Source organism: Fervidobacterium sp. 2310opik-2, assembly GCF_011057735.1.
In the GTDB taxonomy this organism is placed as follows: domain Bacteria; phylum Thermotogota; class Thermotogae; order Thermotogales; family Fervidobacteriaceae; genus Fervidobacterium; species Fervidobacterium nodosum.
On the sequence record NZ_LNGG01000003.1, the window covers coordinates 100,776 to 125,284 of the forward strand.

Here is a 24,509-nt window from a genome sequence, read left to right on the forward strand (position 1 = left end):
TTAGATGTTTTCACCTTCCATTTTTTTACTGCAATACATTTTTAAGTTTTTCTTTCAGTCTAAAAAGTGTACTTTCAATATTCTTTTTAAGATTATACTCTTGTTCAAGTAAATCACATAACATTAATACGAGGAGTTCGTCAAACGGAATCTCCTCGTACAAATTCTTATAGTTTAGCTGAAGGTCCTTAATTCTTCTATTTACATAGTTTATTAATTCTTCAGATCCATCAGTTGCGAATTCATAACTTTTTCCATATAGCGTTATACTAACCCTCTTCATGGTAATTCACATCCAAGACTTTCATAAGGTCTTTAACCCTTATGACTAGCTTGTTCATTACCTCTTCATTATTTTTGAGAACTTCTTCGAGCTGTCGCTTTTCGTTCTCCAAAGTGTTTATTTTCTCAATAGCCTGGTTTAACTCATTCCATAAGCTTTCGTTCTCACTCTTAAGTTCCTTATAAATTGTTATTAACCCTTCCACTAAGCGTTCTAATTCTTGCATCTTATCATCCATTTTACCACTCCTCCCCGTGTTTTACTAGTTTCGAAATGTAATAAAGTTTGTTACATTTGTGATAAATAAACTCAAAGGCTGCATTATCATAGGCAAAATCCACAGCACAAGCAGCCCTATCATAAATATGATACCATAAAAACTAAATTTTAAGTACCATTCATAATATTTTGATGGAAGAAATGAAAGAATAATTCTTGAACCATCAAGCGGAGGAATTGGGAATAATGATATTATAGCCAATGTCAAACTCCACTTGGCTGAAGTATAGAATAAATTAAACAAAAGTGCGTTATTCAAAACCCTACATAAATAAGCGTACAAAAAAAATAGTATGAAGCTCGATATTATTCCAAATATAGAGTATATGAATAATTTTTTTCCCTTAGTTTTTGAATAATCAATTGCAGGTTGATGAATCCAACCAAAGTCAAAAAATATAAATGTCAGTAAACCGATTGGATCAACATATTTAAAAAGGCCATTCTTTTTGAGAAATACTACTTTATCATCGGTCCTAATATTTATAAGTTTCATAAAAAAATTTCTTAACCATTCCCGTGGTAAACTAATTAAAAGGTAAGCAATTAAGCCAATTATAATATTTTTAATAACAGATATAAGCAAAGCTGACAAGAAAATCCCCCCCTATTTATTAAATTATATCAAAACTTAACTAAATTAAAGCTATTCTTTTGTATACAACTTCCTTTTCTCTTGGGCGTATTCTTTTAGTTTTCTTATTTGTTCTATTCTCATATTATTCCACCAGTAAGGAAGTATTGTGTTGTTTAGCAGCAAAGGATCTTCTGTGCCTTTCAACAAACCTTTATTCACAAGCTCAATCCATATATCTGTTCCAACAATAGGTGTAAACTCGTTTAAAGAATAATCTATGCCAACAGAAGAACAAACATCAACAGCATTCTTAACATCTTCTTCTGTCTGTCCTGGAAGATTAATCATTATATACGCACTGACTTCTTTGTAAGTAAAGCCTGCACTTCTAAGTATTTCTGCAGCTCTTACAACATCTTCATCCCTAACTTTACCACCTGTTTCAAGTTGAAGCTTACCAGATGTTTCATATCCAAGTTTTATCGTTTTAAAATTAGCTTCGTAAAGTAAATTGGCAACTTCTTCGTTTAGCAATTTTGCATGGATACCGTTTGGAAGATGAAATCGTATTTTTTTGTTTAAACCTCGTGCGATAATCTCAGATAGTATTACTTTCAAATGTTTTTGCCATTTTATCAATATCGCATCATCGAAAAATACTATATCTTGGATTTTCAACAATTCTGAAAACTTCTCTATCTCATCTAATACTCTGTATGGGTCTTTGAATTTCATCCGTTCCCAATTTCGATGAGCAATACAGTAAGTACATTTGTAGGGGCATCCAAGCGTTGTTAAAAGAACAACGTAGCCTATTCGTTCGTAAAGCTCATAAGCAGGTGATAGTTCCAAAAACCAATCTTTTTCAGAATTTTGGAGATTCCAGCCAAGTAAATCATTTAAAAACTTTGGTAAAAATCTTAAATCCGTTTTCGTAAATATATAAGCACCACTTTTTTTCGCTATGTGCGGCTGGTTCCTTACAAAAAAGCCGCCAAAAACTATTGGTACACCTAGTTCCTGCCTTAATACATTTATTGTATCAAAATACCCCGGATACCAATAAGTGAGAGTTGAAGTAACGAAAATGGCGTCTATACTGCCATTTTCTTTTATTTTTTGCAATTTTTTCCTAAATAATTCTTCTGGCATCCCATACCTTTTATATTTCCTTGGTACAAAACTGAGAATTTTAGGTTTTTCTATTTCTATGTGTGGAAATTTACCGGTACCGTAAAATTTATCCTTTGGAACCTTTGTATAATCTGATAATTCTGGATCGTATCTATTCATTAAATCAATTAATTCAACTTCTATGCCTAAAGATTTAAGGAAAGAACCGACATATAAAAGGCCAACAGGCTTGAGCCAAAAATCGTAAGCTGCGAAATCCTCTATCCATGGATTAACAAGCAGAATTCTTTTTCTCTTCATAAAAATAATACATCCCTCTCAGTGTAAGATCCCTATCTACGACTCCATCAACAATTTTCTGAACATACAAAGCATGACCACCAGTATGAATTATAACAGGTGGAGTATTATACTCTTTCGTTATATTTTCCACAACATATTTAATCGCACCAACTGTTGCATTTATCGTTCCTATCCTTATATTCGATTCCGTGTCTTTCCCAATAAAACCATCGTATGGTTTAATCTCAACAAGTGGCAGTTTAGCAGTACCTTTGAAAAGCGCGTTTATCATCATTGCGAATCCAGGCATTATAACTCCGCCTTCGTAAACACCATCTTTTAGCACGTCAATAGTTATAGCTGTTCCGTAATCTATAATTATACAATCTTTTCCATACTCTTTGTACGCTGCTATAACATCGCATACCCTATCTGCTCCCAATTCCTTTGGATAATTTATATTCCATACAATTTTATTGTAATCCGTCGAACTGACAAAGTAAACATTTCCATCACCATATTTATTCGCAAAGTACTCAAAAACAATATTTAAAGAAGGAACAACAGAAGAAACAACAGTTGCAATACCTTCTATTACTGTGCCACCATATAAACTCTTTAAGAAAACGTAAAGTTCGTCTTCTGTTTCATACTTTTTTGTTGATATCCTGTATTTTTCAAACATTTTTCCATCTCTTGTCAAAGCTACAGTGGTATGTGTATTTCCAACGTCAAATAATAAGAGCATTGAATACACTCCCTTCATCATTTAAAAGACCATTTTGAAAATTCAAATGATTTATTCTACCATCTTGTTGTTATCTCTGTAACCGTTTCAGGTAACATCTTATACTTTTCAAGAATCTCTCTAACATCTTTTGTCACATAAATGCGTATTATCTGTATAAGGTTGCTTTTCATAAAATTGTAAGCTGGGTAATTTTTTACATACTCCTCGAATGTCATAAGATGATTTTTCTTGATAATGTATATGTTACTTCTCAAAAATTCCTCAGGATGAACTATGGTAAGTTTGTAAGGGGTGTCTATCCTAAAAACATCATCAAAGTTATTAATCATATACAGAATTATTCTTTTATCTTCTTCATCTGCAATTTCATAAGACCTTTCGAGTTTCAACCTTATTTTCTGTAATAAATCACTTGCTATTCCTTGGCTAACGAGTGAGGGGTCAACCCCTTCTATTGAAAACGGGGTTTCGAGAACTAACTTCCATAAATTTCTCGACTTCAATCTCTCAACAATCTCGTACGCCATAACGATATCAAGTTCAAGTGGTTGTAAATCTATTTCGTATTTTAATAAACTTTGCTTTGTCTCTTCATCACCGCCGTATTGTTCAACCAAATCATTAAATTTATAAATAACTTCGTTTATAATCGTCTGGTCCGTTAAATCAAGGAAAGAATGTATATTCATTACCCTTTCATCTAGTCTCAAAGCTTTATATGATAGCTCCAAGAGTTCCTGTATCATCATATCCGCAGCACGTGATGTTTTATGAAAATAAACATTTTTATACATCATAAATCTTCCAAAAAGTATGGTGTATATCTCATCAACAACTTTTGAATCATACGCTAAAATACTTTCATTATCTTTGTTGACTATCATAGCATTCCTTATGAGTCTGTCAATTGCACCTGTTCCAAATCCACGCGTGCCAGCGTAATACGAATCTCTTAATACAAAATCCAACCTATCTGCGCCAAGAGGCCCCTGAACTATCGCGAAATCTATAGTTCCATGTTCTTCACCTTCGTAGACTTTGATGACCTCTTCCATTAACTGAGCAAAATTATCTTCCATATTATTTGATAATTCACCCAACGTAATTTCTAAGTCTTCTATAACTGCTTTTTTCAATTTAGCTGGCGCTTCATCATACTTTTTTTTCATCTCTTTTGGGAAATATTCCCTCAATAACCTATGTCTGTATTCATCATGACCATCTTTAAATCCAAGTTTTTTGTAAACTACGTCGTCAAATTGATGGCTAAAAGGTCCATGACCAATATCGTGAAGTAGACCTGCCAACCTAAGAATTCTAACTTTATCGGGAGTATCGTAAAGATGTTCGGCATACACACCGGAAAGGTGCATAACACCAAGTGAATGCGCAAACCTGGTATGTGTAGCTCCAGGATAAACATACTCAGAACCTACGAGTTGGCTTAAATATCTCAAACGCTGCATTGCTTTTGTATCAATTAAAAGAATCTCCAAAGGGTAAAGCAAAATTTCAGAATAAATCGGATCGCGAGAAACTTTATAATACACAAATATCACCTCCAGTTATATTTTATCATATAATGTTAGAAATATGCAAAGAAATGCTTGAAAAAGCTTCCAAAAATTTGTTTCAATTACAATTTGCAAAAGTTTATGAAATTATTGTATAATATATTCGAAAAAAAATACAAGGGGGTTCCCACACTAAAAAGAAGGAGGGGTTAGTTGTGAAGAAACTTGTTGTATTTTTGGCAGTACTTTTTGTAGTTTCGCTTTTTGCAGTGCAGGTAAACTACGGTATATTCTCTGATATTACGACAACAAACATTTGGAACTTGCTCGGTTCAGGTTCGTCTTCCTGGAACTTCGTTGTCCAACTTTGGAAATATCCATCACTACTTGGTATGAACAAAGAAGGTCAGCTCATACCATCCGCAGCTGCCGATATTCCAAAAATCGTTAAAGAAGGAAATATGTACACCGTTACAGTGAAACTCAGAAAAGATATGCGCTGGTCAAACGGTGCACCATTTACAGCAGACGATGTTGTGTTTACGTACACAACGGTTAAAGGCATGGAAATACCAGGTGGTAACTGGGGTGGAGCCTACGAACCAGAAAAAGTTGAAAAAATCGACACATGGACAGTAAAATTCTACTTCAAAGAAAAGAAGACAATGACAATTTACTATGACACATTAATGACAGCAATTGTTTGCAGTAACTATTGGAAACCTATAGTAGATAAGGCTAAGAAGCAGAAAGATCCAGTCAAATGGTTACTCTCTCAAGAAGTCATTGACCCAGGTATAACAGCACTCAACCTTGGTAAAATTGAAAAAGGTGCGTTCGTACAAGTTGTAAAACAAATTTCAAATGATAAATATTGGTCATACGGAGAAAAGAACTTATACTACAAAAACGGCGGTTTTTCAATTGTTAACCCAAAGACAGGGTTCAAATGGTCAACAACAGACCCAAAACCTGCTGGAGATGTGGCTCTCGAAGTTGTTAATGGGCCATTCGTAGACACAATAGTTTACAAAGTTTACGGTAACAAACAAGTTGCTATCCAAGCACTTATCGCCGGTGACATCGACTACATTTACAACCCAGTTGGACTAACGGCAGGTGAAGCAGAGCAACTTAAAGGACAGAAAGACATAAAGATAGTTTCCAACCCACAACTTGGTTTCAGATACCTTGCATTCAACATGAGAAAATTCCCAATGAACGTGAAAGAATTCAGACAAGCATTGGCAGCATTAATCGACCGCGATTTCATATGTAACCAGGTGCTCCAAGGTAGAGCTATTCCACTTGCAACACCAGTACCACCAGCCAACACATTCTGGTACAATTCCGCAGTTAAAACTATCGGTGAAGGACTCAGTATGGGTGAAAGATATCAACTTGCAATCAATTTACTTAAGAAAGCCGGCTTCAAATGGGACGTTGAACCAGTTATCGATCCAAAAGATACAAAGAACCCAGTTAAGACACAAGGTAAAGGCTTAAAAGGTCCAGATGGCAAACCAGTACCAACACTTACTCTCTTATCACCAGGTATGGATTACGACCCAATGAGGGCACAAACAGCTATGTATATCGAACAATGGGCAAAGAACATCGGTATGCCAATTAACCTCAAACTCACAGATTTCAACGAAATTGTAACAAAAGCATTCGATGAAGTTGACTTCGATATGTACATACTCGGTTGGGGAATTGGAAGAGTCCCAACATACTTCAAATCGTTCTGGCACAGTGGAGAAATGGCACCAGATGGATTCAACACACCAGGATATAAGAACCCAGAGTTTGACGCTCTTGTTGAAGAATTTGAATACGCAGATGATTTCAACCAAGCAAGAAAAGCAATATTTGAAGCACAAAAGATACTCGCAGACGATCTCCCATACATAATCCTCTTCACAAACCCAATGATAGAAGCATATAGAACATCCATTAAATTCCCATTCGACAATATGCTTGATGGTATCCAAGGTTACTACGGATTCCCAGAAGGAGTAAAGAAAGCACAATAATTCCAAGCTTTAAAATCCCTTCAGTCCCCCGGAAGGGGGACTGTTTAGTTCAAATATAAATCAATTACAAAAATTCAAAGGAGAGGTGAAGATGACAAAACAAGTACTATTAATCATATTTGGAGTAATTGTTCCACTAGTTGGTGTGTATTATTCTGTAAAAAAAGGTAAAAAACCACTTAATTACATATTTTTGTTAATTTCTCTCGCAGTATACTACGGTGCTCTCTTCAATGTAAAATACCTTTATTTATTCAGTCCAAGATTCAACTTTATCATCGCTCCAATTGTTTACTTCTACTCATTTGACTTACCGGGGCTTGCAAAGTTCATAAGAAATCGCATTGCTCAAATTGTGCTCTTACTTGTAATCTACGTAACCGTAGTATTTTTCATTTTCTTAGCAATGCCTGGTGATTACACGACGAAATTCTTAGATCCAAAATTGATGAGAAATCCCGAGATGTACGAACGAATGAAACAACTCTTTGGAGTCGAAGACCCGTGGTACGTAAAATACTACAAACATATGAAAAATTTCTTCAATTTGGAAATGGGAGTTTCGTTTAGTGAATACCCCAAAAAAGTTGAAGAAATTATAGCGGAAAGATTGCCAAGAACGCTATTTTTGTTCTTAGCAAGTTCAATACTTTCCTTCCTGTTAGGATTTGACCTTGGAAAAAGAATAGCATGGAAACGTGGAGGGATAACCGATAAAGCTGCAACACTTGTTGGTATTATCTTTTGGACAATATTTACTCCATTTTACATGCTTATAATAATATGGCTCTTTGCAGTTACTTTAAAATGGTTCCCACTCTCTGGGTTCGTTACCCCATCTAAGTGGTTCAATGCTCCATTCAGTGCACAGGATGTATTCATAAAACTACTTTGGACAGAACTATTCTTACTCATCATGTGGATAATAGGTATAGTTATAGCAAGTAAGTTAAAGACAATAAAAGCCAAAAAGACCGCGATTTGGTCATCAGTAATAGCTGGGATTGTTTTGTCTATAGTTTTCTGGCTAACAAACGGTATGGGCAGTTACGCTTTGGACATAATTTACCACTTAGCACTTCCAACAATTGCTCTTGTCACATTACACTTTGCAGGAGACATGTTAGTTATGAGAGACACCATGCTTGAAGTTGTCAAAGAAGACTATATCACAACCGCACGCGCAAAAGGTTTGCCAGATAAAGTAATAAGAGACAAACATGCTGCGAGAACGGCTTTACTACCGTTGATGACCAGTTTTGTCATAGGTCTTGCCTCAACTGTCAGTGGTGGGGTCATCACTGAAACTATGTTCTCTTGGAAAGGGATGGGATTAACATTGCTTGAAGCAACAACCTCACAAGACACACCCCTTGCAATTGGATGTCTTGTCTTTACAGGTGTGCTCGTACTTTTTGCACACCTTGTAGCGGATATACTGTACGCTTTCTTAGATCCACGAATCAGATACTGATGGTAGCAAGAGAGGTGATATGAGATGGCAAACAACATTAATCAATCAGCGGAAATCCAAAATAGAAAAGAATCAATTGCTAAGATAAAGTTTAAACTCTTTATCAAGAATTTTAAGAAAAATTGGGCATTATTTAAAGAGAGTAAAATGGGAATGTTTGGGTTATGGCTTATTATAGCATTTGGTATATTCGGCGCATTATCACCAATTGTTCTAAGAATGCTTGACCCAAGCATATACGATCCTGTTGTTGGCCTTGATTCGAGAATACTCTCAACAAAGTACATAACCGATTATCTTTCAACACAAAATTTGGTTAAAGGTATAGAAATTCCATCCGCTCAACTTTGGGTTTACTCGTTCATGGATAAAGGAGAAGCGTTTAAATCTTCAATGGAGAACCTCGTTAGAAATTCCCAATACGAGATAATGACAACATACGCACCAGATAGTTTTAGACACCTACTTGACACAATTGCAGATAGTTACATACCAACAAAAGAAAGATTGTATTTCCAAACAAGTGTTTCAGAACTCGTTGACCATGGCTTTATAAAATTTTCACCAATTTCTTCGGCGAAAGATATAGGCAACAGGGATAAATTTTCATTTTCTGACTTCTCTGAATTATTACAAAAAATTGATTATAAAACTCTTGCCATCGCGCTTTCAAATTATAAAGATTCCGATGAAGTATCCCGTGTCACTCTTTGGTTCAGAAGCTTAAATAGAGACAAACCAGAAGTTGTTGAAGAATTCAATTATCTTCTCACACAAACATACTCAAGCGAAGAAGTTGAAAATGCGGAAAAGCAAGTTGTAGAAGTCGCTAAAGGTGTTTCAGATGTAAGTACAACTGGACAATTGTATGTGCAATCTGACACACAACTTTCAGAAGTTATTCAAAATAACATAGTACCAGTTGAATCATTGGTCTATGCTGCAGCATTTAACGTTATTCCAGATTTACTTGTTCTATCAAAGGAAAATGGAAAAATCGAAGAACAGATAGGCAACAGTAAATTCTCTGTTTTACTCAATTATGCAAAATCGAAACTTTCAGATCTTTCAAATAAAGATATATACACTTCAGCAATTTCAAAAGCTAATAGAACAATAAAAACAATTGAAGAAGAAATTAAATCCATAGGGCTTGAAGTATCGCACGAAAACACAGTCGAATTTCTTGAGATTTACGCAGGTATGACTTTGGCAAAAGTTTCAATAGATATAAGTCCTGAGCTTAGGGCGAAACTTGAGAATGAACTTGGAAAATATTCCTCAAATATTAGAAAGGGATTTGTCTATGAATTAAACAGTGCTTTTATTAAGATAGCCACAGCGAGATCATTTATGGCTTCTTTACTTAACGATGAAAATGTGCCTGATAATTACGAAATGTTAGGTAGTAAAGTTATAAAAGTTCTTTCAGATCCAATAACATCTTTAATGGCTTACGCATACAAAGGAACGAAAAAACTAGACAAAATCATAGCGAATATCGAAAATTCTCAGCTCGATGATTTCAAGCGTTTAGATATAGTTGAAAAATTAAAGAACTATAAAGAGCCTGTTGAAGCTGCGAGATTTTTAATCGGTGAAGGCGACATAAACGATAATATTTACTATAAAATGTTAAATGAACACAAACAATACTTGAGTGATACATCCGCATGGGCAAATATTAAAGATATAAAAGATTACGAAAAGCCACAGAAAACAAATTGGTCGAAAGAATTTGCGGAAAAGAAACTTGTTGAAATATTCAACACACTTTCTATTACAAATAAAATAGGTGTTGGACATCCACTTCCGCCAAGTAGATGGCATTGGCTTGGTACAGACCCAGTTGGTAGAGACATATTTGTACAACTTATGGTTAGTACCCCGAGCGAATTCGTACTTGGCGTTCTTGCTGCGTTAATCACCGTCGTAATCGGTACAATTATAGGTACAGCAGCCGCATACTACGGTGGTGCTGTTGACATCATATTCATGCGAATAGCGGACCTTATGATGCTCTTCCCATCAACAGCATTCTTAATTGTTCTTTCCGGCTTCATGACGATGAATCTGTTCAAACTCGCAATTATTCTCGGTTTACTCGGTGGTTTTGGTGGTATAACACTCGTTCTTAAAGCTCAAGCTTTGACGATAAAAGTTAAGCCATATATTGATGCTGCAAGAGTATCCGGAGGAAGTCACGGATACATAATATTCAATCACATAATTCCAAATGTTATGCCACTTTCATTCCTATACATGATGTTCAATGTAACTGGTGCTGTCTTCTCCGAAGCAGTGCTCAGCTTCTTCGGGCTTATGAAAGTTAGAATGTCATGGGGATTGATGATAAACACAGTTTGGAGTTCAGGATATCTCGGTTCTGGAAACATAGGTGCTTATTGGTGGATGTGGGTACCTGCAGGTGGAGCTATTACACTGCTGTGTGCAGCATTCTACTTCCTCGGAAGAGGTCTTGAAGAAATCGTCAACCCAAGACTTAGAAAGAGGTGATAACTGTGGCGATATTAAAAGTTGAAAATCTCAAAATGCATTATAAAACAAAGAAAGGTTACGTTAAAGCCGTTGATGGTATCTCATTTGAATTGGAATCGGGCGAAAGCCTTGGTATAGTGGGTGAATCCGGTTGTGGTAAAACTTCTGTTTCAATGACCTTATTAAGAATACTACCTGAGAACGCTCAATTCATGGGCGGACATGTTTGGTTCAACGATAATGGAAAAATGGTTGACTTAGTTTCTCTCCAAGAAGACGAAATGAGACACTACAGATGGAAAGGCATATCGATGGTCTTCCAAGCAGCTATGAACTCACTAAATCCCGTTTACAAAGTCGGTGACCAAATTGTTGAAGCTATACTCAATCACTATCCTGATACACCAATTGATGAGGCAAAAGCAAAAGTCGCAAAACTCTTCGAATTAGTTACACTCGATCCAAAACGTATGGAGCAATATCCACACCAATACAGCGGTGGTATGAAACAAAGAGCAGTGATAGCCTTATCACTCGCATGTGATCCGAAAGTAATAATCGCAGATGAACCTACAACCGCTCTTGATGTAATTGTACAAGATAAAATACTAAGGGAAATGAAGAAAATCCAAAAAGAACTAAACATGGCGATGATATACATCTCTCACGATATCGCAGTTATAGCAGAAGTCAGCGATAAAATCGCAGTAATGTACGCCGGTAAATTTGTCGAGCAAGCTGACTCTACAACTATATTCAAAAGACCAATGCATCCTTATACATTTCTGCTCATGAACGCATTCCCAAGCCATGTTGGTGAAAAAAGAAAACTATTCACTATTCCAGGTGAACCACCTGACTTATTGAATCCACCAACCGGTTGCAGATTCGCTCCAAGATGTCCTTGGGCAACGGATAAATGTATGACAACCGAACCTGAATACGTAGAAGTTGAGAAGGGTCACTTCCTTGCTTGCTGGCATCCACTTACAGAAGAGGTGAGACAGAATGAGTTCAAAAAATAATACAAACAACGTATTACTTGAAGTCAAAAACTTGAAAAAGTTCTTTGCGGCAGAGAGAGCTCTCTTTTCAAGAGCCAAGCACTTTGTCCACGCTGTTGATGACATCTCTTTTGAAATAAAAGAAGGAGAATCTTTAGGATTAGTTGGAGAATCCGGATGTGGTAAAACAACTACGGGTAGGATGGTCGTAAGGTTAGAACAACCAACGGAAGGAACAATAAAACTACTTGGAAAGCCAATTGAAGAATACGAAAGAATGGAATACCACGCACAAGTCCAAATGATATTCCAAGACCCATACGAATCACTAAATCCAAGAATGACAATATTCGATATAATTGCCGAACCTTTGAATATTCATAATGTTGGAACTTTAGAAGAAAGAGAAGAAAAAGTATCAAACTTGCTCCAAGAAGTTGGACTAACACCTCCAGAAAGCTTTTTGTGGAGATATCCGCACGAATTATCTGGTGGTCAAAGGCAAAGAGTCGCAATAGCACGTGCACTTATATTAAATCCAAAACTAATCGTCGCCGATGAGCCAACATCAATGCTTGACGTTTCTGTAAGAACAGGTGTTATGCACCTCATGATGGAACTCCAACAAAAGCACAATATGAGCTATTTGTATATCACACACGACCTTGCTGTTGCAAGATACATGGTTAACAGAATCGCTGTTATGTACCTTGGTAAAATAGTTGAACTTGCTGAAACGGAAGAACTGCTTCACAATCCTATGCACCCGTATACAAGAGCACTCATTGACGCTGTTCCAGTTCCAGATCCAGAATATAAAAGAGCTGAACCAAACATAATTGGAAACATAAGCGTTCCAATAGACCCACCACCAATTTGTAGATTTTACGATAGATGCCCATTCAAAGAAGAACGTTGTAAAACTGACCCGCATCCAGAATTAAAAGAAGTAGCACCAGGACATTTTGTTGCTTGCTATCCTGTACAAGAAGGAAAACTTAGATAAGAAATTAAATAAAAAAGGCTTCGGTGATTAACCGAAGCCTTTTTTTCAATTCAAATAAAATATTTTAAAAAGCCATTTTCCTTGCAAATTCCGCGGCAGCATTTAAATCAGACTCATCTGGTCTATCCGGATTGACTCCGCCTTTCTTTCCAAAAATCAATCCAAAATAAGAACCAGGGCAATTAAATTCACCAATCAAGTTAAAATTCTTTTTTTCTAAAAGTCTTATCATACTTTTGTGATACTTCTTCCCATCCAAATCCGCTGAAGTTGAAAATAAAAATACCTTCTTCCCATCGCCATCTTTGACCTTTTTAATTAACCTCTTTAATGATCTGTGCATACCAAAAGCATAAATACCTGAACCCAAACCAATAATATCGTATTTTAAAATCTCTTCAGGGCTTATTTCTTTAGGACCTTTAACTTCACATTTCAAAACCTCAGCCATCTTATTAGCAATTTTTAAAGTATTTCCTTGATGTTTAGACACACAAATTATAATCGCATTCTTCCCTTCCATCAGAATCCCCCCTCTTCATTTTTTAAAAAAGCTTAAAAAGTCTAATAATTATTTTACCACAATTTGAAGAAAATAAAAAAGAGATTGTGCACAAGGCACAATCTCTTTTCATTAAAATCACTATGAGTTCTTACATTGATTTCTCACATTCTTCTCAAAGAATTCTTGTATATTCTTGCTATAACTTCCCTTTCAGCCTTTATAGGTGCCACGCTGAGCAATAAATCAAGAGAAGGAGTTGTAAGCGCAAGATTGGTAAGCTTTTCAATATCTGAGTCTTTAAATCCTTCATCCCCAAGTTTTTGTGTAACTCCCATGGCAAATAACCAGTCCTCTATACCTTTTGCAATTTTCTCAGCTTCCGCAGGATTACCTTTTAAGCCAGGGACAATAGGTTCGTACACTTCAGCAAGAATTTCTGCAGTTGATGGGTAAATTTCCTTAACAACAGCTGGTAAAAGCATAGCAAGTCCCAAACCGTGAGCAAGCTCAGGTTTAACAGCACTTAAAGGATGTTCTAAAGCATGTGTGAAATGCAAAAGTCCATTATCAAAAGATATACCTGCTATCGCCGAAGCATAGAGTAAATAGTATCTTGCATTTAAATCGTTCGGATTACTCAAAGCTTGTGGCAGATATGTCGCAATCAATCTAACAGTTTCTTTTGCAAGGAGTATCGAATATGGATTCCTTGCCAGTGTTGTTGCTGCCTCTGTTATATGATTAAGTGCATCAATAGACGTATATAGCGTTTGCTTATACGGTAGAGTAACCATAAGTTGTGGGTCGTCTATGGCGAATGTTGGATAAATAACATCGTACGCAATAGCTGGTTTATATTCCTTCTCCAATATCGACGCAACGGCGAATCTATCAACCTCTGTACCAGTACCATGAGTTGTATTGATGGCAATTATAGGTTTTGCCCTCTCTGGTATAAACTTTCCTTCGTAAAGTTCTCGCGCATTCTTATCTTTATGCTCAAGTAACACAGCTACACTTTTTGCCGTATCAATAGGACTTCCCCCACCTATACCGATAACCGCTTCTGCTCCAAAATCTTTTCCAATTTTCGTTGCTTCATCAATTTGATCCGTTGTCGGATTTGGCGTTACCTTATCGTATAAAACATATCCAATGTTCCTTTCCTTAAGCGCCTTTTCCACTTTGTCCCATGCCCCTGTGACCTTATACGCAACAGGGTCAGAAACTATCAAAACTTTATCTTTTTTACTAGAAGAAAGCCACTCGGCAATATCTTTTATTTTCTCGATCGCACCAACACCAAAGTAACACGTTGTCTTACACCTAAGCTCAAAAACATTGTAAATGTTGACTTTTCTTTCCCACATACTTCTTCCCTCCTCGATAGTATTTTAATAATCGTAAATTCCTGAAATCACTCTAGCTATTTGTGAAAAAAATCACTTACAACAATATTATAACTTAGGCAAAATTAATTTGTGTTAATACATGAATAATTTCACGAAACAACAATGTAAAATATAAAATAACCAAAGCATAAAAAATAAGAAGTGCCCACCTAGGGCACTTCAGATGATTGGGTAATTTGTGAATAATATTAATTAAAAAATCTTACTTTTTATCTCCTCAATAGATTTTTGTATAACACTTCTTGAGTATTGAAATTTCTTTTCTTCGTCTTCGCTCAAGTTCAATCTTAAAACTTTTTCCACTCCACTTTTACCGATAACTGAAGGATAACCGATATATATACCATCAACCAAAACAGATATCGTCCATACTCTTTTTTCGTTTCGCCACATACTTGAAATTAATCGTGCGGTTACAGCACCAATAGCAAGGTTTGTTGCTCCTTTTCGTTCAATTATTTCATATGCTGCTTTTCTAACTTTTTCCTCAATTATTTTAAGATTTAAACAAAAGCCTTGTTCAGAATTATTTTCACACAACTTACAGTAATCTATTAACTTTAACCCGCCTATGGTTGCATTGGAGAATGGTACAAATTCGCTATCTCCATGTTCACCGATAACGTAAGCATGTATACTCGCCGGAGATATACCACATTGCTGGGAAAGTAAAACTCTCAAACGAGCGGTATCTAAAGTGGTTCCTGTACCAATAACTCTTTGCGATGGTAAATTAGTAAATTGCCAAATAAAATATGTCAGAACATCTACTGGGTTTGTCACATTTATAATTATACTATTTGGTGAATATTTGACTATATCTTCAGATATTTCTTTCATTATACGCACATTATCTCCAAGAAGTTCCAGCCTTGTCTCACCAGGTCTTTGACTTCTACCAGCGGTTATAACTATGAAATCGCTATCTTCAATATCTTTTGAGTCTCCAGCCCAAATATTGCATGATTTAAACATAGAAGATGAATGGAGCAAATCTAGAGCTTCACCTTCTGCCCTTTTCTTATCTATATCTATCAAAACCATTTCATCAACAAGACTTGTATGCAAAAGCGAAAAAGCAATACTGACTCCCACTCTTCCTGCTCCGTAAATTGAAACTTTCATTTTATCACCCCTTTATGAATTAGTCTAAACTAATTATAACATAAATTGATAATATTTCAAATAAAAAACCAGTGGAAATTTCCAAGAAGAAAATTCTTAAACAATCTTCAAAAGTTATAATAATAATAATTGAAATTTTGAATTGGAGGCTTTGCTATGAAAAAAAACACCGCGAATTTTAGCTTCATTTTTATAGTGTTAATGTTAATTTTCTCACTTTCATCTTGCTTTTACACAATTAGGGAAGAAGAAAGTTTCGTAAAAAACATCAAAGCATCCTACAATACTGACACAAACGAATTGCGTATTAATTGGGACGTTGGAACTTTAAATACCAACACTGATATTAAATATTATGTGCTCAAGAAACTGAAAAATGAAAATCAATATCGTAAAATAGGGGAAGCCAACGGAAAATTCTTTGGATTGAATAACTTTTCAGGAAAAGACTTCTGGAACATTGAAAAAATCGGAATAAAAGCTATTGTAAATGGAAAAGAAAGCGAAATCATCGAAATTTCAAAGGAAAGTATAGATCTTATATCTTTGGACGTTCCACTCACTTCTTCAACGATGTACACATTGTTTATCCGCTCTTTCTATGATACAAATGGAGATGGAGTGGGAGATTTTAATGGGGTCTTACAGAAAGTTAATTATCTAAAATCTCTTGGAATTGATACTGTTTGGTTTTTGCCATTTAATAAAAGCAAATCTTTCCACGGATACGATGTGGAAGATTATTACGATGCGGAACCAGATTATGGAACATTGGAAGATTTAGACAACATGATAAAAGTTTTAAATGAAAACGGAATAAAAGTTGTAATGGATTTGGTCATTAACCACACATCTGATACCCATCCTTGGTTCTTAGATGCGATTGAAAACACAACAAACTCTCCATATTGGAATTATTACACAATGAGCTTTGAGCAACCATCAAATACTAACCACTGGCATTACAAAATAAATTCAAAAGGTCAAAAGGTGTGGTATTTTGGTTTATTTGACTCATCGATGCCAGATCTGAACTACGAAAACCCACAAGTTCTAAATGAAGTTAAAAATATAATTGACTTTTGGATAACTATGGGTGTTGATGGGTTTAGATTAGATGCGGCAAAGCATTATTTTGGTTGGGATTGGAATGATGGAATTGACCAATCCGCAGATGTTGCTAAACAGATAGAGGAATATATACGAAGCAAATTGGGAGATGGTGCAATTGTTGTCAGCGAGGTTTATGATGGATCGGCAACTACGTTATCTAAATTCGCACCTATGCCTGTTTTCAACTTTACATTCATGTACAACATTACAAGTAACTTTGAAGGGATAGACAATCTGCTATCTAATTCTATAGGTTGGATAAACTCGATAGCTTCACAATACCAAGTAACGACGTACCATTTTCCATTCATCGATAGTCACGATTTGAATCGATTCATTTCGGTGTTGATCGATGATAAATACCATGGTGATGCCACAAGCGGGACAAAGCAGTATTTACTTACAAATGCTCTTTTACTCTCGTTAAACGGCATGCCTACCATATATTACGGCAACGAAATAGGCTTAAGAGGCTGGAAATGGGGTACAGATCCTTGGGATATGCCCGTTCGTGAGCCGATGCAATGGTACGCTTCTCAACAAGGCGTTGGTCAAACTAACTGGACAAAATTGATATATCAAGAGAAGAATATCACTTTTGGTAGTGCGAATGTCGATGGAGCCATGTACGATGATCCATCTGATGGCGTGTCCGTTGAAGAAGAGCAAAATGGGTACTCAACTTTGAACTTCTTCGAACAATTCATATATTTGAGAAAAACATACCCCGCACTGGCATTTGGGGACTTATCGATTGAGAGGGACTGGAAAAACCTTTATGTTATAAAAAGAAGCTATGGCACGCAGCATGTACTTGTATTAATCAATCTCGACCAAACTTATTCAAACACGTACGAAGTCCCAGCAACATATAGCTGGGTATGGTACGCCTTCTTTAATGGAAACTTATTCGAATTCGGAACTAAAAGTGAAGCACCACTTTCTCAAAATACAACTTGGACAATCGCCCCAAGACAGATCTATGTGTTTGTAAATAATCAGTAGTATTTATTTGTGAAGAGGTACCAAGTGTGATGAGATGTACCGAATGGAACATTTCCAATGGAACATTTCCACGCAAAATTTCTATTTAAATATTTTAAGATAAAATAAAAATGTTGCAAGACAACTCACACTTTTTAAAGGGGAGGTTGAAAGTATGAAAAAAGCATTGTTCATTACATCAGCTGTTATTTTGATACTCGTGGTTGCAAGTTGTGCGTCACTCGAAAAGCCACTACTATTGAAGAGTGTAACGGTAGATGCAACGTTAACAGATTGGGGAGAGTATCTCTACACAGACGGCGCTAGTGATTCAAAATGGGAAAACAACGAAATTTACCAAGCGGGTATTCTCTTTGATGCAACAAATCTTTACATTGCCGGTATATTTACAAAAGACGGTTACAACAATTTTATGGTCATGGTCGATCTTTCCGGTGTGGCAGGTGCATCTGATACAAACAAACATCCGTGGGAAAGAAGTTACAAATTTGAAGAAGGTGACGTAGATTTTGTATTGGAAACATGGGGGGATGATTACACCGCTTGGATATTTACAACAAGTGAGGCTTCAGAGGTAAAAGGAACTTTTGCAAAAGCTACAAAGGATGGTAAGAATGTTGTCGAGTTTGCTATTCCACTTTCAAAACTTGGTGTTACAGATGCAAGTAAACTCTCTGTGAAGGCAGTCTTTGTAATCACCGGTGGAACGGATGATCAAGGTAAACAATGGGCAGGAGATTTCTACCCCGATCAAGGATTTGAAACTGAGGATGGCGGTTACACAGCACCTATCGTTATCAAGAAGGTTGTCACAATTCCAACGCAGGAATAACAAATGTATTTGCTCTTTGAGGATATAAAAGGGGGCGTTAAGCCCCCTTTTTGTAAGATAGCTCACGAAAATGGTGAATAAATACGAATTAATGACAGCTTAAACTTATCAGTGACTCGGCATCGAAGGTTCGGAGGTGATGGATTGTGAAGGTCCGTTGGATGAGTATACCAATTTTTGTAACGATAACAATTTTACTTTTTTTCAGTGGATGTATGAAATTGCTCAATCTTCAAATACCCGATGGTGTTTACGTTGTTGGAGAGTGGAACGGTTGGGTACCTTCAGATTCCGATAGGATGACTTACAACGATTTGGAAAAATGTTATGTCTTTGAACTACCGACAGCATCTATGGTCTTTAATCAGAGCAGATCTGGGAGTGAGTACTCAATAGGTTGGTATAAGGTCTTGTACAAAGCAGGTGGAACAACAAAGGTGTCATCAGCCATCCCGGTTTGGAAAGAAAATTTGAATGCCGAAGCATTAACGATATACGCAAGCCCCACGCTTATGATCAACGACCAACCACGAGGGGTTGGGGATAGCGAAAAATTTAATGTGATTCAAAGTGAATGGTACGTTGGTGGAGAGTTCAACAATTGGAACCTTTCGACAGGAGAGATGAGGTGGGATGAAACAAGACAAGTTTTTATCTACACTCTTTCAAACTTTCCCGCAACAAAAAAAGAGTACCAATTTAAGGTGACAAGAAACGTAGGAGACTGGAAACCTTGGGAATTCAACTTCGATGGAAAAAAATACGATGCGGGATTTGACAATGCCATATTAAGTTTGGAGAGAACTGGTACTGTGGATATAGAAATAACCTTCAACCCTAAGTACTCTCTGATCGAAACAGCCGTTGTGTACAAGTGAGGTGAAAAGTGTGAAGGAAAAAAATAAACCCCTCAAAATTGTCAGTAATACAGCCAAGACCACAGCTTCTATCTTAACTTTTTTAATAATTTTAATAGTTCCGCTTTCTTCTACTTTTGCTTTGCAGACAAACTACTCAGCAAACTTTGAATTCACTTACGATCTTTCAGAAGATAACTTAAAGACGAATCTTAGTACAGAATTTAGAATTAACGCCAGTGCATTTGGTTCTGGATACGATTTATCGTTCAGTTTAAAAGATACAAGTCTTGAATCGGCAAAACTTGTGATTAAAAACGACGCATTTAAATTATCACTTTACGATAACACAACGTACGGCTCTACACAGGATCCAATTGTGTTGTACAAAATCGACAGTGGTCAAAATGGATTGGAAGTCGAAACTTATCCTATTTTTCCAGTTAAGTTGACACTGTTCAACACATTGAATCTGATGCATGCGCAGATGAATTTTCCTGATACGTTACTAATTATTGGTAAAAGAGCTAACTTATTCGATGCGGCCATTTACTATAACAAGACTTTTGGAAGTATCAACTTCAAATCCGAGATCGCCGCGCAGGATTTAACACACTTTAGCGTTAGAAATTCTCTTTTGTACACGCAGATATCTGAAAACAATTATAGATGGGCAATCACTTACATACTTGCCGGTGCAAGCGATACAAGATTTTCGTACAGTCCGCAAGTTATTAATCAACAGAACACGGTGAATCTGTTGTATAGGTTCGGTTCGTCGCCTGCTTTCAATACGTACATGAATACTCACTTCGATTTTGAAACACTTCCAAGTGACCTTGCGAAGAACACGGAAGTGGGGGTAAATGTGAATTTTGGGCAAATGTATTTAAATGTTAAGAAAACGGGTATTTCCAATGTTACAGGGTTTACGCCAGATCGGTGGGGAAATTTCTATTTCGCTTTTGGTAGCAAGTTCTCACTTTTTGATTTTTCTGGTAACTTAGGTTATGCTTTTGGAAAACCTATTCACAATTCGGTTAATACGTTAGGTGAGCTTTTTTATATCGATGTTAGTAAGAACCTTGGTAACATTTCACTTTTTGCAAAATATCAGAAAGTTATAGGTTACTACGAAGAGAAGGATTTCTTCTACTCTGAAATTAAGTTCACTGGCTTTTCAAATAGCGAGGTTGCACTGAGAATTGGCGACGGTAATTTTGCAAAAAAAGATGCATTTAAGCCTGTTGGTGGTGTATATTTCAGTCTTTGGTGGTAATGTGTTCGTAATTTGGTGGGAAAAATAGATAGAATGATATCAGGAGGTGCGGTTAATGAAGAAAACGAAGGTTGGTAGTATCGTTGTAATTTTGCTCATTGTTATATCAGTATCACAACTATTTGGAGCTGTGGAGTACAAGGACGGGAAAGTGGTGTTCACATTCAAAGCAGATGCAAGTATCGTTTACCTTGCTGGTAATTTCAACAATTGGAACCCAACAGCGTGGTCCATGAAACTTGTCAACGGTGTGTGGACTTACGAAGTAGAATTGAAACCAGGAAATTACCAGTATAAATATGTCATAGAAGGTAAAACGTGGAAAGAAGATCCGGAAGCACCTTCGTTTGTGGATGATGGGTTCGGCGGGAAAAATGGAGCGTTTACATTAACTGAAGATGGAAAAATTATCGGAATTTCTTCCCAACAAACACCTTCGAAAAAGTATGAATTAAATACGAAGCGTGAAAATACGATCTTCGTAGATCAAGATGGTTACGTTGTGATACGGGTCTACGCGAAAGATGCAAAGCATGTTTTCATAGCCGGTTCATTCAATAACTGGAAAGACAATGACACGGAGTGTTACTATGTCGATGCTGGTTGGTGGGAAGCCGTACTTGAATTAACACCAGGCATCTACGAGTATAAATTCATAATCGATGGTAACTGGTTGGTTGATCCAAACGCATTTGCGTTTACCGATGATGGATTCGGTGGAAAAAACGGTGTGATTGAAGTAGCCAAAGAAGGTGGAAAGCTATTTGTTCGGGCACCTCTAGGTGCGGTAGCCGTAGATGAGAAGCCATCTCAACAATCTCAACAGAAAGTGCAAGTTTCACAAACAAATGCAACTGAGACGGTTATTCAAAAAGTTACGCCAGGCATTTCAGTTGTGGGGAAAAATGTTGTATTCGCTGTAAAGAAAGAAAATGCGCAAGAAGCCTACCTTGCAGGGTCATTTAACAACTGGAATGCAAGAGCTTTGAAGATGCAATTTGTTGAAGGTTACTGGGTGGCAAGTGTACAATTGCAACCAGGCACCTATAGGTACAAGTATGTCTTTGTAATAGGTGGAACAGATACATGGGAAGAAGATCCCAACGCACCATCCTATGAGCCAGATGGTTACGGTGGGAAGAATGGGGTCTTTAAACTCGTGGAGAAAGACGGAAAACTTGTAGTTGAAGGTGTTGAAGAAAAGGGTGGGCTTCCCGTAAAAGGAGAATACACATTCAATTATCAGTATAAAACAAGTTCCACGCAGTATCTTGTTTCTAATACTTTCTCCAACAAACTTACGTTGACATTTAAACCGAACCAAGAGAGCGCGATAAGTGTATCTTACGATGGCGCTGGAATTTCAAGGGCAATTCTAAAATTTGCTACAAATGGATATGCGATTAACATGTTCTACAAATCACCGTACACGTTTTTTTCGGATCATAGATTAAATTCGTTAGGTAAAGAAACGGGATTGAGTGCCCAAATAAACGTAACAGGGACAGTGGCATTAATGGCCGGTATGGGATATGAGAGTGGAAAATTACCATGGACCGTTGGCGTGATTAGTGATAACTTTAAACTTTATGTCTCAGATAAGTACTTTTCCGAAGATTTGGGGTTCATTGGAGAAGTAAAAGTACCGAGCTTTTTCAATCTATCTTTCTGTGGAATATACAGTCTGGACAACTCAATGTACGCGAGTATTTCTCTCAGTAGCGAACAATTTGGGCTCTATTTATCATTTGATGGCATAAGTATGAGTCCAGAAATTTACAGCATGCTGGGTGAAGACAAAATCACTATTGGAGGAATATACGATTTTTATTATGGTAATATGGAAGCATACGTAATTTACACTACGAAGGGAACGGAATACTATTTGGGCACGGACCTTTCAAATGTCGAATTCAAACTAACGTTGCTCAGTGAAAGTAAAGATTTGGGGTTTGGAATAAAGACGTCACTTGCAAATTTCATGAACAATACGTATATATCCGTGTTCGGAACTATAAGATTTTAAAACTACTATAAAAAGAAAAAAGCACTTCTCCTTCTTGGAGAAGTGCTTTTTTGTTGCGTTTTTTGCTCACTTTTATGTTTTATATGTGTTTAGTATTGAACGTTTTCAAAGTTTATCAGTCTAAAGAGTATACTGCTGTTCAAGAAAATACCACTTTGAATGGCAAAAATAAGAAGGAGAAGGTGTGTTTATGGGAAAAAAACTTTATTTAGGATTAGTTATAGTCGTTCTTTTGCTAATTTTTACGATATTCTCATGCGTTCCCAATGGTGGAACACCGGCTACAAATGTTGTGACTGTACAAACGAACAAGCATGGTCATCTAACAAATATAGAACTTGTTTATGCAAAAGATGGGTTAAATGGTACATGGACTAAGCTCACTGGAAGCAATGGAATTTATACATTTGAAGTTAAAGACCCAGATGGTTTGTACTCTGTAGTAGGTGTGGATAAAAGATACAACGAAGCTTCAGAAGTTATATTTTTCAACGCAAAACTTAGCGAAACAAACAGTGTATTCCTTGGACCGTTCACGGCAACAGAAGAAGATGCTGCAACAATTACAGTGAATCTTCCAATCTCATATAATGGAAAACAAGCATCTGTCTTTTTCTTGCACGAACACAGATTTCCAACAATAGAATCTGGAAAATTAATTGCAGATGGAATTCCAAAGGGCAAGGCTGATGCAGTGATTTTTGTTGGTGCGCCATGGAGTGAAACAGGTGTTGAGAAAATAGCTATAATAAGAAATTTAGAAGTTAATTCCGACAAGACTGTTACTTTGAACGATTCTGACCTCAAAGACGTAGAACCAGCGGAAGTTTTTCAAGATATTTATTTGAATTGGATTGTTGGCGGTACAAGTCATGTATTCGGTACGAGGAATACGAATGGAGAGTTCCACAAAATTCCAGCTTCGTTGAAAACATCCTCAGATTTGTATAATTTCAGCTACGGAGATTGGGTAAATAACTTTGATTACTATCAATACCAAAGCGATTATCCCTCAAGTTCCCCATTTGCCACAGACACGATTAATCCTACAACACTTTCAGAAACAATTCTTTCAACTCAGACGACGACGGATGGCATGAGAATTTCCATAACACCCCATAACGCAAACATTTCAGGATTAAGTACAACTTTTTACCTTTTGGATGTTGAAAGATATAAAGATGTGAGTGTTTGGGGCTTTCCGATAGTTGATGTATATTACAAAGTTTACATTTCTTCCGGGTACCTCCAGGCTATTTCGAATAATTACGACTTTCCAAAGATTAGTGGTGATTTTGAGAAATTCAATTTGAAAGATAAGTATTTCGTCCAAGGAATCGTTGTAACTTCATCAAATGGTACACTTAAGGATTACTTTGTACCAAAAAATAATCTCAAGGTACTTAAGCAATGGTGAAATACAAGGATCCTTACGAATAAATAAACGAATAAATAAAAACACCCCCTCAATCGATGTAGTTAAAGTATTGAAGGGGTGTTTTTCTTAGCCTTACTT

20 protein-coding genes are annotated in these 24,509 nt (G+C 36.5%); 11 read left to right on the forward strand and 9 right to left on the reverse strand.

What is annotated here, in order from left to right; translation table 11 throughout:
- Positions 1–25: 25 nt before the first annotated feature.
- From zapA to AS161_RS01785, 6 genes are read right to left on the reverse strand one after another with little or no spacing between them, the layout of a single operon-like run.
- Positions 26–283, reverse strand: coding sequence for a cell division protein ZapA (zapA, locus tag AS161_RS01760; protein WP_011994321.1), 258 nt, complete (start codon positions 281–283; stop codon positions 26–28).
- The gene (locus tag AS161_RS01765; RefSeq protein ID WP_011994322.1) at positions 270–521 is read right to left on the reverse strand and encodes a hypothetical protein; all 252 of its coding nucleotides are present in this window, start codon (positions 519–521) and stop codon (positions 270–272) included. Before AS161_RS01765 ends, zapA begins: the two co-directional genes overlap by 14 nt.
- A gap of 24 nt (positions 522–545) precedes the next feature.
- Entirely contained in the window at positions 546–1,157 is a 612-nt protein-coding gene (locus AS161_RS01770; RefSeq protein WP_164541571.1) for a site-2 protease family protein, read from the reverse strand.
- 51 nt (positions 1,158–1,208) lie between these two features.
- Positions 1,209–2,573, reverse strand: coding sequence for a radical SAM protein (locus tag AS161_RS01775; RefSeq protein WP_164541572.1), 1,365 nt, complete (start codon positions 2,571–2,573; stop codon positions 1,209–1,211).
- Positions 2,545–3,303 (reverse strand): type III pantothenate kinase, encoded by a 759-nt coding sequence (locus tag AS161_RS01780; protein ID WP_164541573.1) that lies wholly within the window; start codon positions 3,301–3,303, stop codon positions 2,545–2,547. The genes AS161_RS01775 and AS161_RS01780 overlap by 29 nt, the downstream gene beginning before the upstream one ends.
- A 56-nt stretch (positions 3,304–3,359) precedes the next feature.
- The gene (locus AS161_RS01785) at positions 3,360–4,856 is read right to left on the reverse strand and encodes an HD domain-containing protein (protein ID WP_164541574.1); all 1,497 of its coding nucleotides are present in this window, start codon (positions 4,854–4,856) and stop codon (positions 3,360–3,362) included.
- Between the two features lie 179 nt (positions 4,857–5,035).
- Here AS161_RS01785 and AS161_RS01790 point away from each other — a divergent pair, with 179 nt between their 5' ends.
- The 5 genes from AS161_RS01790 (at position 5,036) to AS161_RS01810 (ending at position 12,839) form a co-directional block, all read left to right on the forward strand.
- The gene (locus AS161_RS01790; RefSeq protein WP_164541575.1) at positions 5,036–6,856 is read left to right on the forward strand and encodes an ABC transporter substrate-binding protein; all 1,821 of its coding nucleotides are present in this window, start codon (positions 5,036–5,038) and stop codon (positions 6,854–6,856) included.
- A gap of 91 nt (positions 6,857–6,947) precedes the next feature.
- Complete coding sequence (locus AS161_RS01795) at positions 6,948–8,330, forward strand: ABC transporter permease (RefSeq protein ID WP_164541576.1); 1,383 nt, start codon at positions 6,948–6,950, stop codon at positions 8,328–8,330.
- A 24-nt stretch (positions 8,331–8,354) separates the two neighbouring features.
- Positions 8,355–10,847 carry an ABC transporter permease gene (locus AS161_RS01800; protein WP_164541577.1) on the forward strand — a complete coding sequence of 831 codons (2,493 nt, stop codon included), beginning with the start codon at positions 8,355–8,357 and terminating at the stop codon, positions 10,845–10,847.
- Positions 10,848–10,852: 5 nt separating this feature from the next.
- A complete protein-coding gene (locus AS161_RS01805; protein ID WP_164541578.1) occupies positions 10,853–11,854 on the forward strand; it encodes an ABC transporter ATP-binding protein in 1,002 nt (333 codons plus the stop codon).
- Complete coding sequence (locus tag AS161_RS01810; RefSeq protein ID WP_164541579.1) at positions 11,838–12,839, forward strand: ABC transporter ATP-binding protein; 1,002 nt, start codon at positions 11,838–11,840, stop codon at positions 12,837–12,839. The genes AS161_RS01805 and AS161_RS01810 overlap by 17 nt, the downstream gene beginning before the upstream one ends.
- 64 nt (positions 12,840–12,903) lie before the next feature.
- Here the strand turns inward: AS161_RS01810 and AS161_RS01815 are convergent, their stop codons facing one another.
- The 3 genes from AS161_RS01815 to AS161_RS01825 form a co-directional block, all read right to left on the reverse strand.
- The gene (locus AS161_RS01815; protein WP_011994332.1) at positions 12,904–13,362 is read right to left on the reverse strand and encodes a flavodoxin family protein; all 459 of its coding nucleotides are present in this window, start codon (positions 13,360–13,362) and stop codon (positions 12,904–12,906) included.
- A 143-nt stretch (positions 13,363–13,505) separates the two neighbouring features.
- Positions 13,506–14,714 carry an iron-containing alcohol dehydrogenase gene (locus AS161_RS01820; protein ID WP_164541580.1) on the reverse strand — a complete coding sequence of 403 codons (1,209 nt, stop codon included), beginning with the start codon at positions 14,712–14,714 and terminating at the stop codon, positions 13,506–13,508.
- A gap of 234 nt (positions 14,715–14,948) precedes the next feature.
- On the reverse strand, positions 14,949–15,881 hold the full coding sequence (locus AS161_RS01825; protein ID WP_011994334.1) for an L-lactate dehydrogenase: 933 nt from the start codon (positions 15,879–15,881) through the stop codon (positions 14,949–14,951).
- 156 nt (positions 15,882–16,037) lie between these two features.
- Here AS161_RS01825 and AS161_RS01830 point away from each other — a divergent pair, with 156 nt between their 5' ends.
- From AS161_RS01830 to AS161_RS01855, 6 genes are all read left to right on the forward strand, one after another.
- The gene (locus AS161_RS01830) at positions 16,038–17,999 is read left to right on the forward strand and encodes an alpha-amylase family glycosyl hydrolase (protein WP_164541581.1); all 1,962 of its coding nucleotides are present in this window, start codon (positions 16,038–16,040) and stop codon (positions 17,997–17,999) included.
- A 154-nt stretch (positions 18,000–18,153) separates the two neighbouring features.
- On the forward strand, positions 18,154–18,831 hold the full coding sequence (locus tag AS161_RS01835; protein WP_164541582.1) for a hypothetical protein: 678 nt from the start codon (positions 18,154–18,156) through the stop codon (positions 18,829–18,831).
- 146 nt (positions 18,832–18,977) lie between these two features.
- Positions 18,978–19,709 (forward strand): hypothetical protein, encoded by a 732-nt coding sequence (locus AS161_RS01840; RefSeq protein ID WP_241241305.1) that lies wholly within the window; start codon positions 18,978–18,980, stop codon positions 19,707–19,709.
- Between the two features lie 10 nt (positions 19,710–19,719).
- The gene (locus AS161_RS01845; protein ID WP_164541583.1) at positions 19,720–20,967 is read left to right on the forward strand and encodes a hypothetical protein; all 1,248 of its coding nucleotides are present in this window, start codon (positions 19,720–19,722) and stop codon (positions 20,965–20,967) included.
- A gap of 55 nt (positions 20,968–21,022) precedes the next feature.
- Complete coding sequence (locus AS161_RS01850) at positions 21,023–22,993, forward strand: glycoside hydrolase family 13 (protein ID WP_164541584.1); 1,971 nt, start codon at positions 21,023–21,025, stop codon at positions 22,991–22,993.
- 190 nt (positions 22,994–23,183) lie between these two features.
- Positions 23,184–24,410, forward strand: a complete 1,227-nt coding sequence (locus tag AS161_RS01855) for a hypothetical protein (RefSeq protein WP_164541585.1) — start codon at positions 23,184–23,186, stop codon at positions 24,408–24,410.
- Positions 24,411–24,509 lie beyond the last annotated feature (99 nt).

What these genes read in the sequence shown, in the direction of transcription:
- zapA (WP_011994321.1), bottom strand. Translation starts at nt 283, where the DNA reads ATGAAGAGGGTTAGTATAACGCTATATGGAAAAAGTTATGAATTCGCA.
- AS161_RS01765 (WP_011994322.1), bottom strand. Translation starts at nt 521, where the DNA reads ATGGATGATAAGATGCAAGAATTAGAACGCTTAGTGGAAGGGTTAATA.
- AS161_RS01775 (WP_164541572.1), bottom strand. Translation starts at nt 2,573, where the DNA reads ATGAAGAGAAAAAGAATTCTGCTTGTTAATCCATGGATAGAGGATTTC.
- AS161_RS01780 (WP_164541573.1), bottom strand. Translation starts at nt 3,303, where the DNA reads ATGCTCTTATTATTTGACGTTGGAAATACACATACCACTGTAGCTTTG.
- AS161_RS01795 (WP_164541576.1), top strand. Translation starts at nt 6,948, where the DNA reads ATGACAAAACAAGTACTATTAATCATATTTGGAGTAATTGTTCCACTA.
- AS161_RS01800 (WP_164541577.1), top strand. Translation starts at nt 8,355, where the DNA reads ATGGCAAACAACATTAATCAATCAGCGGAAATCCAAAATAGAAAAGAA.
- AS161_RS01810 (WP_164541579.1), top strand. Translation starts at nt 11,838, where the DNA reads ATGAGTTCAAAAAATAATACAAACAACGTATTACTTGAAGTCAAAAAC.
- AS161_RS01815 (WP_011994332.1), bottom strand. Translation starts at nt 13,362, where the DNA reads ATGGAAGGGAAGAATGCGATTATAATTTGTGTGTCTAAACATCAAGGA.
- AS161_RS01820 (WP_164541580.1), bottom strand. Translation starts at nt 14,714, where the DNA reads ATGTGGGAAAGAAAAGTCAACATTTACAATGTTTTTGAGCTTAGGTGT.
- AS161_RS01825 (WP_011994334.1), bottom strand. Translation starts at nt 15,881, where the DNA reads ATGAAAGTTTCAATTTACGGAGCAGGAAGAGTGGGAGTCAGTATTGCT.
- AS161_RS01830 (WP_164541581.1), top strand. Translation starts at nt 16,038, where the DNA reads ATGAAAAAAAACACCGCGAATTTTAGCTTCATTTTTATAGTGTTAATG.
- AS161_RS01835 (WP_164541582.1), top strand. Translation starts at nt 18,154, where the DNA reads ATGAAAAAAGCATTGTTCATTACATCAGCTGTTATTTTGATACTCGTG.
- AS161_RS01850 (WP_164541584.1), top strand. Translation starts at nt 21,023, where the DNA reads ATGAAGAAAACGAAGGTTGGTAGTATCGTTGTAATTTTGCTCATTGTT.
- AS161_RS01855 (WP_164541585.1), top strand. Translation starts at nt 23,184, where the DNA reads ATGGGAAAAAAACTTTATTTAGGATTAGTTATAGTCGTTCTTTTGCTA.